The sequence below is a fragment of the Nitrosomonas ureae genome (assembly GCF_900108305.1).
Classification (GTDB): domain Bacteria; phylum Pseudomonadota; class Gammaproteobacteria; order Burkholderiales; family Nitrosomonadaceae; genus Nitrosomonas; species Nitrosomonas ureae_B.
Window position 1 is genome coordinate 238,243 of record NZ_FNUX01000002.1, and the last position, 12,938, is coordinate 251,180.

10 protein-coding genes and 1 riboswitch are annotated in these 12,938 nt (G+C 52.2%); of the genes, 7 read left to right on the top strand and 3 right to left on the bottom strand.

Annotated elements, in window-relative coordinates:
* Genes C4S39_RS02540 through C4S39_RS02550 form a run of 3 tightly spaced genes read right to left on the bottom strand, consistent with a single transcriptional unit; the run spans nt 1 to nt 2,812 of the window.
* A complete protein-coding gene (locus C4S39_RS02540) occupies nt 1-660 on the bottom strand; it encodes an urea amidolyase associated protein UAAP2 (RefSeq protein WP_103965479.1) in 660 nt (219 codons plus the stop codon).
* Nucleotides 657-1,382, bottom strand: a complete 726-nt coding sequence (locus C4S39_RS02545; protein WP_103965480.1) for an urea amidolyase associated protein UAAP1 — start codon at nt 1,380-1,382, stop codon at nt 657-659. The genes C4S39_RS02540 and C4S39_RS02545 overlap by 4 nt, the downstream gene beginning before the upstream one ends.
* Nucleotides 1,379-2,812 carry an APC family permease gene (locus C4S39_RS02550; protein ID WP_103965481.1) on the bottom strand — a complete coding sequence of 478 codons (1,434 nt, stop codon included), beginning with the start codon at nt 2,810-2,812 and terminating at the stop codon, nt 1,379-1,381. Before C4S39_RS02550 ends, C4S39_RS02545 begins: the two co-directional genes overlap by 4 nt.
* 63 nt (nt 2,813-2,875) lie before the next feature.
* Nucleotides 2,876-2,980, bottom strand: a riboswitch (guanidine-I (ykkC/yxkD leader).
* A gap of 193 nt (nt 2,981-3,173) precedes the next feature.
* Between C4S39_RS02550 and C4S39_RS15655 the strand changes: the two genes are divergently transcribed.
* From C4S39_RS15655 to C4S39_RS02580, 7 genes are all read left to right on the top strand, one after another.
* Nucleotides 3,174-3,299: a hypothetical protein gene (locus tag C4S39_RS15655; RefSeq protein ID WP_258039246.1), complete on the top strand. Its 126-nt coding sequence runs from the start codon at nt 3,174-3,176 to the stop codon at nt 3,297-3,299.
* Between the two features lie 89 nt (nt 3,300-3,388).
* On the top strand, nt 3,389-4,234 hold the full coding sequence (locus tag C4S39_RS02555; protein WP_103965482.1) for a class I SAM-dependent methyltransferase: 846 nt from the start codon (nt 3,389-3,391) through the stop codon (nt 4,232-4,234).
* 160 nt (nt 4,235-4,394) lie between these two features.
* The gene (locus tag C4S39_RS02560) at nt 4,395-5,969 is read left to right on the top strand and encodes a hypothetical protein (protein WP_258039247.1); all 1,575 of its coding nucleotides are present in this window, start codon (nt 4,395-4,397) and stop codon (nt 5,967-5,969) included.
* 122 nt (nt 5,970-6,091) lie between these two features.
* Nucleotides 6,092-6,433 (top strand): hypothetical protein, encoded by a 342-nt coding sequence (locus C4S39_RS02565; protein ID WP_103965498.1) that lies wholly within the window; start codon nt 6,092-6,094, stop codon nt 6,431-6,433.
* 304 nt (nt 6,434-6,737) lie between these two features.
* Entirely contained in the window at nt 6,738-8,081 is a 1,344-nt protein-coding gene (locus C4S39_RS02570) for a TolC family protein (RefSeq protein WP_258039248.1), read from the top strand.
* Between the two features lie 20 nt (nt 8,082-8,101).
* Nucleotides 8,102-9,679: an efflux RND transporter periplasmic adaptor subunit gene (locus tag C4S39_RS02575; protein WP_103965483.1), complete on the top strand. Its 1,578-nt coding sequence runs from the start codon at nt 8,102-8,104 to the stop codon at nt 9,677-9,679.
* A gap of 11 nt (nt 9,680-9,690) precedes the next feature.
* Nucleotides 9,691-12,828 carry an efflux RND transporter permease subunit gene (locus tag C4S39_RS02580; protein WP_103965484.1) on the top strand — a complete coding sequence of 1,046 codons (3,138 nt, stop codon included), beginning with the start codon at nt 9,691-9,693 and terminating at the stop codon, nt 12,826-12,828.
* Nucleotides 12,829-12,938 lie beyond the last annotated feature (110 nt).

The window sequence follows — 12,938 nt, forward strand, 5'->3', positions numbered from 1 at the left end:
TTAATCCCAAATCAACAGCCGGATCGGCGTCGGATTATACGCGTTGCATGGATTATTGAGCTGAGGGCAGTTGGAAATCAATACGAGGACATCCATTTCCGCATGCATTTCGACATATTTTCCGGGTGCAGAAACGCCGTCGGCGAACTCCAGACCACCGGCCTCCGTAACTGGAACATTCATGAAAAAATTGATGTTGCTGGGCAAATCACGCTTGCTTATGCCTAATTCCAGGCAAAGCGGATCATGCGCGAGCGCGTGCAGAAAATTGTCGCGGCAACTGTGCATTGGAAATTTTTCCGGGGCATAGCGCACGGTGTTGCTTTCAGCCGAGCAGGCACCGCCCAGCGTATCATGCTGTCCGCAAGTATCCGCAGTGATGCTGAGCATAATACTGCCAAAATTGGAATAGAGTTTGCTGCCGGTCGACAGGTACAGCCTGTTTTGCCGGTTAATGGTGTCGGTAGAGCTATAACGCTCTTGTGCGTTATGCGCGTTATAGAACAAAGTATCGACCGCCTGATTACCTTCCAGATCGACAATGCGAAAAGTCTGTCCCTGTTTGACTTGTTTGACCCAAGGCTCCCCGGCTGCGCAAACCTCATCAATTGCAGCATGTTCGGGATTAAGCAGACTGGTATGCAGATAAGAAGTATTCATTTCACACCTTCACAATAAAAGTTTTGCGCGTTATGCAACGCACGGATATTTTCACTGATATGCAGGCATTCCTTGATGGCCTCCGGGGGTGTATTAGATAATTCCAAGCTGACCATGCTAGGTTGATATGGTTTTTTGGGATCCAACGGATGTGGTGCCGTGGATAGCACAACAAGCGTATTCATTATAAAGCTTAAATCGACATAATCACCTGATTTGCTATGGTCGGCCTGATATGTCAATTCGCCTGAAGCATCTGTTGTGACTTTACTGAAAAAATTGATGTTGGCTACGATATCGCGTATGCCCAGACCCCACTTACCCAGTTCAATCAGGAAACCATCCAGGCCGCTGCGAAACATTTGATTGCGATGTTCCTGGAAGCGCGCGGTACCATATTTGTTCTGAATCATATCGGCGTCGCTCAAGCCGCATACGGTATCATTCCAGCCGGAAGTATCCGCTGTGATGCAACAGAAAATTCGCCCCATGTCCGAATGGCAGGCGTGTCCCTTGGTTAAACGAAAGGTATGCTGCGATTTCAGAGTATCCGCCATGTTGTAACGCTCAAGCTTTTCTTCCTGGTTAAAAAACAATACCGCCGCGTTTGCACCCCCCTCGGAATCAGTTAAACGCAGCGTAGTTCCGCGGCGGATGATGCCCGACCAATGACATCCGCCGGGTATAGTTTGCTTCCAGATGATTTGTGGTTGATGATTCATGGCCGATTCCCTGATAACTTACGGAAAGATAGATAAATTGTGGTAACACTCAAAATGCTGCCCAGCACCAGGGGCGTGGCCCATAACTGCCACCACGGCGCATCGGCTGCAATGGCATAAGGGCGCGGCCAGGCGATATTGATCAGCTCGAATAATGCCCAGGCAAATGCCAGGCTATTAATGACCAACCCCCATTTTCCCAGCTTCAGTTGCCCTAAATCCGGATTCCAGCGGCCGGTCAATCTGGCAAACAATGCGATGCCGGTGGTGAATGTGAACATGGCATAAAGACCGCCCGTGCCAAATGCGATGATGGTGGCCACGGCATCGTCGTTCAGTCCAAATATCAACCCGCAACTTGCCAACAGGACAGTGAAGAGAATGGCATTGCGCGGTGTGCTGGCTGGAGTGACCCGATTGAGTATGCTGGGTAAATTGCCTTCACGCGCCATTGAAAAAATAATGCGTGAGGTGTATTTGACTACCGATGCGCCGCAGGCAAGAAATGCTATCATGACAGTCGCCAGAAACGGCTTTTCAATCCATGTTCCGAAATGACTGGCGATTAACGGCGTAATCGGATCGGCAGTTACGCTGCTATTGGTTAAAACATCATGATCAAAAGCCAATACCAATGAGGCTGAGTTGAAAATCACCACGGTACCGACTGTGCATAGCGAAAGAAATATCGCCCGTGGCACTGCATGTTCTGGCTGATGTGTTTCTTCCGCGGTAGTCGAACAGGCATCAAAACCGATGAATGCCCAACCGGCAATCGCAAGCGCTGCGAGAAAAGCGGCGATGCTGCTGGGTGCGGTGCCGGTACCTAAATGCTGAAATAATTCCACAAAAGGATGTTGACGGAAAAACAAGAATAACAGCATCGCAATACCCAATGACGCGACTACCTCAGCATAAACCCCGAGCTTGATAACGAGCTTGAAAATATTGACATGTACCAGATTCAGCAGCGTGCACAGGGTCAAAAAAATTATTGCCCATAAAACTTTCTCGCTGCCGCTTTCACCTTCCGACCCAAAAAAACCGGCAAACCAAATACCCCCTGCGTATGCTGTGGTGGTCAGCATGGCAATCGTGGAGCTGACGTAAATGACCCCGGCATAATGACCGGCCGTGATGCCATAAAGCTGCCTCGCCCATTTGTACGCACCGCCGGCAATCGGAAATTGCGACGACAATTCCGCGTAGACGGTCGCCACCAGTAATTGCATTAACAAACAAATCACCAGTGCAGCAAACCAGCCTCCACCCGTCACCGTAGTCTGCACGCCGATGATCGCATAGAGACCAACGATGGGAGATACCACTGCAAAGCCCAGCGTAAAGCTATGCCAGATATTCATGCTGGGGCGGATTGAATGTGGCGCTTGTTTTGCTAAGCCATTGATTGGATTTGATACTTTTGACATAACAAGTCTCCTTGATCGAGAAATAATAGCAGGAAATCCATGTATCAGCGATACACGACTAATTTCTCCCGGGCTTTTATCCCTCCGTGGAGCCTCATTATCATGAGACCGGAAACTCTTGGACCAGTCACCTTGCCTATATTGGCCGGAACCCTAGTTTCCCATTGACGTGCTGTGCATTTTAGCGCCTATATCGGCAATTGCGATGATTAGCATAAAAAAAGCACACACGTGCGTCATTCTAAGTTCGAATTCAGAAAAAAGCAATAATGTGGTATCAGTTATTTCCTGTTTATTGGGATTCGCGCATTGCAAAAAGCGTGTTCATCCACTTTCGTGCTAATAAAACATTGACGGATACATGTTCCATCCAGCGCAGCATGAGGATTATCGTGATAATATCGGCACCTATCGTATCGGCGATCATGCCGACGAGTATGGTAATGTTTTTTTACTGAGCTCCGGGAATGGCAATGAAATGATATGATTTGTCTTGTTGTTTGGTTTTGTAAACTGTAAGATGCGATCGACTGGCACCGATCCCATCAGCACATCTATCGTTAAATCAGCTGATCTATGCTTACCAACACATTGATAATCGATTATCCGGTAGGAAGAGCCCCAAGATATCCTCTGCTGGACAAGCCTCATCCCTTATTGGTGGCCAAGCTGGACAGGAATCGCCATATCTACAAAGATACACTCCGGATATGCTTGGAGTATGCTAATGATTTAAAAACAATTGCATGCAGCGATGACTCAGAAGGAATAAGACCTTATTGGGTCAACGGCTTCATTCCGGGGATGGACGGCGTAACCCTCTATAGCTTGACCGCGAACCGTAAACCAAAGATATTTCTGGAGATCGGATCAGGCAATTCTACGCGTTTCATCGCTAAAGCCATACGGGAACATAGTCCGGCAACAAAATTGATTTCAATCGATCCGGCTCCACGAGCCGTGTGCGATAGCCTATGCAATGAAATTCACCGTAAGCCGCTGGAAGAATTAGATTTATCCCTATTTTCTCAGATCAAAGCGGGCGATATCATTTTTATGGATGGTTCACATCGTTGTTTCATGCATACCGACACCACTGTGTTTTTTCTCGATGTTTTGCCGCAACTGCCACACGGCGTGTGGGTAGGTATTCATGATATCTGCCTGCCTTTTGATTACCCGGAAAGTACTGTGGACTGGTTCTGGTCAGAACAATATTTGCTTGCTTGTTATCTGTTGGGCGATTGCCCCTGGCTGGAGGTTATTCTGCCCAGCGTTTTTGCTTCGGTCGATCCGGAGCTGTCAGGCATTCTCAAACCTCTCTGGGAAAATTGGCCTGCAGGGGCAATTGAGCAGCATGGCAGCATCTTCTGGATGCGTATTTGCCGGGACGACCGGGATGTATCCAACTTCAAGCTATAACTCATCAATAAACTCGTGCAGTTTATCCTGATTAAATGTCTGCAGCCCGGGGATTAACGGTAACGTTTTCTTATAGTAGTAAATGCCGTTTCGCAAGCTCAATGCAATACCCTAAGGCAAGGGGAACGCATTGGAATATCACAAAATTTTGAGGTGTTGCATGAAAAAATTCATAACAATAATCACTATCACAGCCTTTTTGTTTGCTGGTTCGCTGCAGGCGGATGAAAATCACCATCATTCCGGCACTTTCGATCAGGAGAAGCTGGGCAAGGTAAGTTTTCCGGTCTCTTGCACAGCGATGGCGCAAACGCAATTTAATCAGGCCGTGGCAATGCTGCATTCGTTCTGGTATGACGAAGCGGAAAAGGCATTTCGTCAAGTGACGGTGACCGATCCGGATTGCGTCATGGGTTATTGGGGCGTTGCGATGAGTCTTTATCATCAATTATGGGCGACGCCCCCGGTCGCAGCGGAGTTGCAGAAAGGACGCGAGGCATTACGACAGGTAAACAAGCAGGCCATCAAAACAAAAAGAGAGGCGGCCTATCTTGAGGCCGCTGAATCCTTGTATCGCGATGATGAAAAAGTGGATTACGGCGCCCGGAAGCTGGCATATCAAAGCGCGATGGAGCGGGTTATGGCGCAAAATCCCGATGATCGCGAAGCGATGGTATTTTATGCGCTGGCATTGATTTCTACAGCTTCTCCCAGTGACAAAACTTTTGCCAATCAGAAAAAAGCATTGCGTTTGCTGCAAAAGGTGCTCGAACATGAACCGCATCATCCGGGGGTAACGCATTACATCATCCATAGTAGCGACTATCCCGAGCTGGCCGAGCTTGGATTGAATGCCGCGCGGACATACGCGCGTATTGCACCGGCAGTGCCGCATGCGCTTCACATGCCATCGCATATTTTCATTCGGCTGGGGTATTGGCAGGATGCGGCGCAATCCAATCTGGCGGCCGGTCAAGCAGCAAAGGCGCATGCCCACGAAAACGCATTGACTGAAACCTGGGATCAGCAGCTCCATTTCATGGATTACACGATGTACGCTTATCTGCAAATGGGTGAAACCGAAAAAGCCAGGGAAATTCTGCAACAGCTGCAATCGATTAAGCAAGTGCGGCCGGAAAATACCACGACCGCGTATGCATACGCGGCAATTCCGGCGCGTTATGCGATCGAACGCGCCCAATGGGATGAGGCTGCCGGACTCGACGTCAATCCAAGTGATTTCCCGTGGCAACAATTTGGCTGGTGCGAAGCCATCACGCACTTTGCCCGTGGTTTGGGGGCGGCGAGAACTGGAAAAGTGGCTGTAGCCCAGGATAGTTTGCAACGCCTGGAAGCGTTACGCGACGCCGACAGAGCCGCCAATAAGGACTATACCGCAGATCAGATCGAAATCCAGCGCTTGGCGGTTGCAGCTTGGGTGGCGCTCGGTAAAGGCCAAACGGAGGATGCTGTTCAGCTTATGCGAGCTGCGGCTGAATTGGAAGATTCAACGGAAAAAGACAATGTCACCCCGGGGGCGATCATTCCTGTCAGGGAGTTGCTGGGGGAATTGCTGCTTGAGCTGAAACGACCCGATGAAGCGCTACAGGAACTCGAAGCTTCATTGATACGCACACCCAATCGCCGTAATGGCATTTATCGTGCCGCGCAGGCGGCCAGGCTGGCTGGGGACCGGTCGAAGGCCGAGCGGTATGAGCAGCATATCGGTAACTGATAGCGTCCAGTCAGCCGGGCTGATGGATCGATGATTGTGCGGATTTTATTTGTCAAATCCGGAAATTGTTTATAATAAAAAATATGAGAACATATAACTGCGCATGGCTATTGGTTTTTTTTATGCTGTGGCTGCCTCTGCAAGGTGTCGCAGCGGCTGTTTTGTCCGTGTGCGTACAAGAGAAAAATTTTCACAGTCCTGTTGACCAGCCGGTGATTGCCATCGACAAGCATCATCATGACGGCTGTCATAAGCAAGCGGCCGCTGACACGGCTGACCATGTGTTATCCAGCCTGCCTTGCGATGATACGTCATGCGATGCTTATAGCAGTACGCCGATTTTGTCTGGCTACATAGCGCCACTGCTTCTCAAAATCACTTCTGTTGTTATTTCATCGAATTCCGGATTTACGTCATTTGTTCCAGAGCAGCCGCAACACCCCCCTCTCTCTGCTTCCCTGTAATTTTGCCAGTGGCTTAGGGAAACGCTGATTAATTGGTTGCACGAGCGAATCACTTCGTTGCGCGGTACTCGCGCCTCATCTTGTTCACCGAATTAATCAGCGTTTCCCCAGGCAAAACAGCGGTTTTTTGCAAAGATTCCGCGCAGCGGCGCGTATAGCGCAGGAAGTGCAAGATCGCAAACTATCCTCGGTATCCGCTCATTCTCATTAGAGCGGACGAGATCACTTGCCGGGAGGCTAGCATGCTCATTTTATTCATTATTAGAACGTATTGGAAACAACAAAACTTCATCGGGAGGCTGCGATGAATCGCGCTGGCATGATTGTCATTGCATGGGTTGCGGCTACGATCACAGCTCATGTGCAGGCACAAGGAGAAGCCAGCAAAACCGGATCCACCGTGTTTACGTACTCGGCCGCACCGGAGCGCTCAACTGCATCGCAACCGGGCAATACCACATTATTACCCGGGTTGATCAGGGAAGCGCTGGAAAACAATCCGGAAATCCAGGCGGCGCAACAGGAGCGCGCAGCAGCGCAACAAAGAATTGCGCCGGCCGAGGCGCTGGATGATCCCATGCTCGAAGCGGGCGTGATCAATGCGCCGTTGGCGTCATCCCCCTTTAACCGTGAAGATATGACGATGAAAATGATCGGTCTGTCTCAGCGCCTGCCCTTTCCTGGCAAACGCGGTTTACGCAAGGAGGTTGCCAGCAAGGATGCGCAAGCGATTGAATATGGTTATCAGGAAACAGTTAACCGGGTGATCCACAATCTGAAGACGGCTTATTTTGATCTGGGTCTTACGCGCGAGATATTTCAATTGGTTGAAAAAAACCGGCAGACGCTGGAATATTTCCTGCGTATCGCTGAAGAACGTTATCAAGTAGGACAAGGCAGCCAGGCGGATGTGCTGAAGGCGCAGACACAGGTTTCAAGGATGCTGGACAGATTGCTGGCGCTGGAACGCGAACAGCCTGTGTTTGAGGCGGAATTGATGCGCGCATTGGGGCGCGGCACTAAAACCGAGGCTCTGGTTCCCGCGTTACTGCACATTCAGGAAATCCCCTTGATTATGGAGATGCTGCAACAGGAGGCCATGCTACAGCGGCCGCAACTGTTGGCATTGCAAAGCCTGATTGCGCGCAATGAAAAATCCGTTGATTTGGCGCGCCGGGCTTATTATCCGGATCTTGATGTGCGCTTTTCCTACGGCCAGCGCGACAACATGCCGGACGGTACCCGGCGCGATGACATGGTCAGCATGACCGTAGCGGTCAATCTGCCGGTATGGCGTGGCAGTAAGATCGAACCGCGCATCTTGGAATCGCAAGCGCTGCGCGACCAGGCCGCCAGTCTGTATCAGGCGCAACGTAATGAGGTGACCGCACGATTGCGCCAGCAAATTGCCCTGGCCGAACAAAGCCTGAAATCAATCAAACTTTATCAAACCACCATTCTGCCGCAAGCCCGATTGACGGTCGAATCCGCATTAACCGCGTATCAGGTGGGGCGGGTTGATTTTCTGACCCTGCTGGATAATCAAATGACGGTATTTGATTTTGAGGCCAATCGCATTACCGCAATCGCCAATTACAACAAGGCGCTGGCGGAGATTGATTGGCTGGTGGGTAAACATGTGCACTGATAACCATCCGGGAGCTTTCCATGTCACTCATGATTAAACCGGTCTGGGCCGGAATCGCGTTGATAGTCACGCTGGCCGCAGGCTACTGGTGGGGCTATACGCAATCGAAAACAGCCGTAACAACGACAGCAACGGCAATAACCAACGGCGGAGAACGCAAGATTCTGTATTACCGCAACCCCATGGGATTGCCGGACACTTCCCCGGTGCCTAAAAAAGATCCGATGGGAATGGATTATCTGCCGGTCTACGATGGTGATGAAGCGCCATCGGATCAGCGCATTGTGGCCATCAGTACCGAAAAAGTGCAAAAACTCGGCGTGCGTACCGAAACGGCGGAATTACGTGAACTGATACGTACCGTGCGCGCCGTGGCAACGGTGCAGACTGATGAACGCAAGCAATACACTGTAGTGATCAAGTTTGAAGGGTGGATACAACGGCTGTACGTAAGCACCACGGGGCAAGCGGTCAGAAAAGGCGATGCGCTGATGGATGTCTACAGTCCTGACCTGATTGCCGCGCAACAGGAATATCTGATCGCCGCGCGCGGTTTGCAATCCGTTGCTGATGGCGCTCCGGATGTGCGTGCCGCGATGCAACGGCTGGTTGCCAGCGCATTACAAAAACTGCGCAACTGGGATGTCGCGGAAAGTGAATTGCGGCATTTGCAACAGACCGGCGAAGTTCGTCAGTACCTGACGCTGCGTTCTAAAGCTGATGGCGTGGTGCTGGAAAAGAAAGTCATTGAAGGGCAACGTTTCATGCCGGGAGAAGTGCTGTATCAAATCGCCGATTTGTCGAGCGTGTGGATGCTGGCCGATGTATTCGAACAGGATCTGGGCATGATTCATTCCGGCCAACCGGTGACCCTGCGCGTGGATGCGTACCCGGATAAAATTTTCAACGGTGAAGTGGCTTTTATTAATCCGGTGGTGACACCGGAGACGCGCACCGCCATCGTGCGCATCGTGCTGGCCAATCCCGATGGCCTATTGAAGCCCGCCATGTATGCACGTGCCGAATTTGCATCGTTTCACCGCAAGGATAAAGTGTTGACCGTACCGGATTCAGCAGTGCTGGATACCGGAACCCGGCGCGTTGTTCTGGTGGATCTGGGGACTGGACGCTATGAGCCGCGCACGGTCAAGCTGGGCATGCATGCCGATGGCTATGCCGAGGTGCTGGGTGGGCTTCGAGCCGGTGAGGCCGTAGTGGTCAAGGCTAATTTCCTGATTGATGCGGAAAGCAATTTTAAAAGTGCGCTCAACAGTTTTGGCCACACGACGTACTACCCGGTATCCGGCGAGCAGGAAATCGCACCCAGCTCGGCGGTATTATCTGCTTCTCAAGTGCAATATCGCGGTGAAGGTAGCATAGAGGCGATCGATTTCTCCCATGCGACGGTCACGCTTGCACATGGTCCGATAGCCAGCCTGAAGTGGCCAGCCATGGTGATGGATTTTCGCGTTCAAGAACCGCTGTTACTGCAAGCATTCAAACCGGGTCAGAAAGTCATTTTTGAAATCGCCGAAGAATCGGCGGGCGAGTTTGTCATTGTGCGCATTCAACCCGCAGATACTTTTCACGATCACTAGGAGATATTGACATGCTCAAACATGTGATTGAATGGTCGATCCGCAATGTTTTCCTGGTATTGTTGAGTACCGTATTTATCGTCGGCTGGGGTATTTACGCGCTATGGAGGATGCCGGTTGATGCGATTCCCGATTTGTCCGATGTGCAAGTCATCATTTATACCGAATATCCCGGCCAGGCGCCGCAAGTGGTCGAAGATCAGGTCACCTACCCGCTCACCACCGCCATGCTGGCGGTGCCGCGGGCAAAAGTGGTGCGCGGCCAATCGGCATTCGGGGTTTCTTTCATTTATGTCATTTTTGAAGATGGCACCGATATTTACTGGGCGCGGTCGCGCGTACTGGAGTACTTGAGTTTTGCGGCCAATCAACTGCCGCAGGATGTGCGGCCTGCGCTGGGCCCGGATGCTACCGGCGTCGGCTGGATTTATCAGTATGTCGTAACCGCCAAAGACCGCACCCTCGATGAATTGCGCACCATTCAGGACTGGTTCCTGCGCTATCAATTAACCACCACGCACGGCATATCCGAAATTGCCAGTGTGGGCGGCTTCGTCAAAACCTATCAGGTCACTGTTGACCCGCGCCGCCTGCAAGCGTATGACATTCCATTGAAACGCATCACCGAAGTGATCGCCGCCAGCAATCGCGATGTCGGCGGGCGTGTGATCGAATTGGCGGAAACCGAGTATATGGTGCGTGGCCGGGGTTATCTGAAAAGCATCAGCGATCTGGAGAATCTGGTGGTGCGGGCGCATATCGGCATGCCCGTGTTGCTGCGGGATATTGCCCGCGTGGAACTGGTGCCCGGCGAACGCCGCGGCATCACCGAACTGAACGGCGAGGGAGAAGCGGTTTCCGGCATCGCGGTGGCGCGTTATGGTGAGAATGCACTGGACGTTATTCACGATCTCGAAGCAAAAATTGACCAGATCAAATCCGGGCTGCCACAGGATGTTTCGGTCGAGCCGGTGTATAACCGTTCCGAGCTGATTCACCGCGCCATTGCGACGCTGAAAGAAGTGTTCATCGAGCAGATCATCATCGTGGCATTGGTGTGCGCGGTATTTCTGATGCACGTGCGCAGCGCGCTGGTGGCGATCATCATGCTGCCCATCGGCGTGCTGATCGCCTTCATCGCTATGGCGCAGCTCGGCATCAATTCCAATATCATGAGTCTGGCCGGTATTGCACTGGCGATTGCGGAAATGACCGATGCCGCCATTGTAATGGTGGAAAACTCGCATAAGCATCTGGCGCGGCTCAAACCGGGAGAATCGCGCACGGACGCGGTAATCGCCGCGTGCAAGGAAGTCGGGCCATCGCTGTTTTTCAGCCTGCTGATCATCACGGTATCGTTTCTACCGGTGTTCGCGCTGGAAGCGCAGGAAGGACGCATGTTTCAGCCGCTTGCGTATACCAAAACCTTTGCCATGGCCGGTGCGGCCATCCTGTCGATTACGCTGGTTCCGGTATTGATTCTTTTGTTGATTCGCGGCCGCATCCCGCGTGAGCAAGACAACCTGCCGGGTCGTCTGATGATTCGCGGATATCAGCCGATTGTCGCGGGCGTAATGCAGTGGAAAAAATCCATACTGGTGATTGCCTTGGGCGTGCTGGCGGTGACGCTTTACCCCGCCATGCGGCTGGGCACCGAATTCATGCCGGTCTTAAACGAAGGCACGCTGCTGTACATGCCCGTCACATTGCCGGGTATTTCGGTGACCAAGGCGGCGGAAACGATGCAGACGCAAAACAAAATTATCATGAGCTTTCCGGAAGTGGCCTCGGTGTTCGGCAAAGCGGGACGCGCCGATACCGCCACCGATCCGGCGCCGCTGGAAATGACTGAAACCATCATTAACCTGAAACCGGAGCATGAATGGCGTTCCGGCATGACCATCGACCGGCTGATTGCCGAACTCGATCAGGCGCTGCAAATACCCGGTGTCGCGAACGCCTGGACCATGCCGATCAAGAATCGCATCGACATGCTTGCCACCGGTATCCGCACGCCGGTCGGCATCAAGGTGTTCGGCAACAATCTGACCGAGATCGAAGCCATCGCGAAACAAATCGAAGCTGTGGTAAAAACCGTTCCCGGAACCACCAGCGCATATGCCGAGCGCATCACCGGCGGTTATTATCTGGATATAGAGCCGGATCGGTTGGCTTTGGCGCGCTATGGCCTGGCGGTGGGTGATCTGCTCGAAGTCATTTCGGTGGCGTTGGGCGGGGAAGTGATTACCACCACGGTGGAAGGCCGCGAGCGTTTTGACGTGGCGATCCGCTATCCGCGCGAACTGCGCAGCGACCCGCAGGCCATCGCCACGCAAGTGCTGGTGCCCGCGCTGGGCGGCACCATGATTCCGCTGGGTCAATTAGCGCAAATCAAGCTGATGCAAGGAGCGCCGAGTATCCGCACCGAAAATGCCCTGTTGTCGGCCTATATCTTCATCGATATCCGCGACCGCGACATCGGCGGTTACATTGCTGATGCGCAACAAGCGGTGCAAGAGCAAGTGCAATTCCCGCCAGGATACTATGCGACCTGGAGCGGGCAATTTGAGTACATGCAGCGTGCGACCGAAAAACTGAAGATCATGATTCCGTTGACTGTTTTTATGGTGTTCCTGCTGGTGTACCTGAATTTCGGCCGCCTGACCGAAACGCTGATCGTGATGCTGTCGATACCGTTTTCGCTGGTCGGCGGCATTTGGTTGATGTACTGGCTCGATTACAACCTGAGCATCGCCGCCGCGGTCGGATTCATCGGCCTGATCGGCATCGCCGCGGAATCCGGCATGGTGATGCTGACCTTCATCGACCAATCGCTTGCCACCATTGCGCGGCAACGCAAAGCGATGGCCGAGCAGGTCAGCTTAACCGATTTGTATGACGCCGTGGTGCAAGGCGCGGTTTACCGCATCCGCCCGGTGATGATGACCATCGCCGGCAGCGTCATCGGCCTGCTGCCGGTCATGCTCAGTACCGGTACCGGCTCCGAAATCATGCGCCGCATCGCCGCCCCGATGGTCGGCGGCATGGTTTCCGCGACGATTCTGACACTCATTATTTTTCCGGCGGTGTATGCTTTAGTGAAGGAGATACCGCTGCAGCGTGAGGCGAAAGCGAGAATATCAGTGTAGGTTACAATTTCAGACTAGGGCCTGTTAACACTATTTGATATAATATGGTGATGGAAATCACTGAAAACCAATATCAACGGATCGAACACTGTCTGCCGCGCCAGCGCGGC

Coding starts and splice junctions, on each gene's coding strand:
- C4S39_RS02575 (WP_103965483.1), top strand. CDS start 8,102: ATGTCACTCATGATTAAACCGGTCTGGGCCGGAATCGCGTTGATAGTC.
- C4S39_RS15655 (WP_258039246.1), top strand. CDS start 3,174: ATGTTCCATCCAGCGCAGCATGAGGATTATCGTGATAATATCGGCACC.
- C4S39_RS02555 (WP_103965482.1), top strand. CDS start 3,389: ATGCTTACCAACACATTGATAATCGATTATCCGGTAGGAAGAGCCCCA.
- C4S39_RS02570 (WP_258039248.1), top strand. CDS start 6,738: ATGAATCGCGCTGGCATGATTGTCATTGCATGGGTTGCGGCTACGATC.
- C4S39_RS02540 (WP_103965479.1), bottom strand. CDS start 660: ATGAATACTTCTTATCTGCATACCAGTCTGCTTAATCCCGAACATGCT.
- C4S39_RS02580 (WP_103965484.1), top strand. CDS start 9,691: ATGCTCAAACATGTGATTGAATGGTCGATCCGCAATGTTTTCCTGGTA.
- C4S39_RS02545 (WP_103965480.1), bottom strand. CDS start 1,382: ATGAATCATCAACCACAAATCATCTGGAAGCAAACTATACCCGGCGGA.
- C4S39_RS02565 (WP_103965498.1), top strand. CDS start 6,092: ATGCTGTGGCTGCCTCTGCAAGGTGTCGCAGCGGCTGTTTTGTCCGTG.
- C4S39_RS02550 (WP_103965481.1), bottom strand. CDS start 2,812: ATGTCAAAAGTATCAAATCCAATCAATGGCTTAGCAAAACAAGCGCCA.
- C4S39_RS02560 (WP_258039247.1), top strand. CDS start 4,395: ATGAAAAAATTCATAACAATAATCACTATCACAGCCTTTTTGTTTGCT.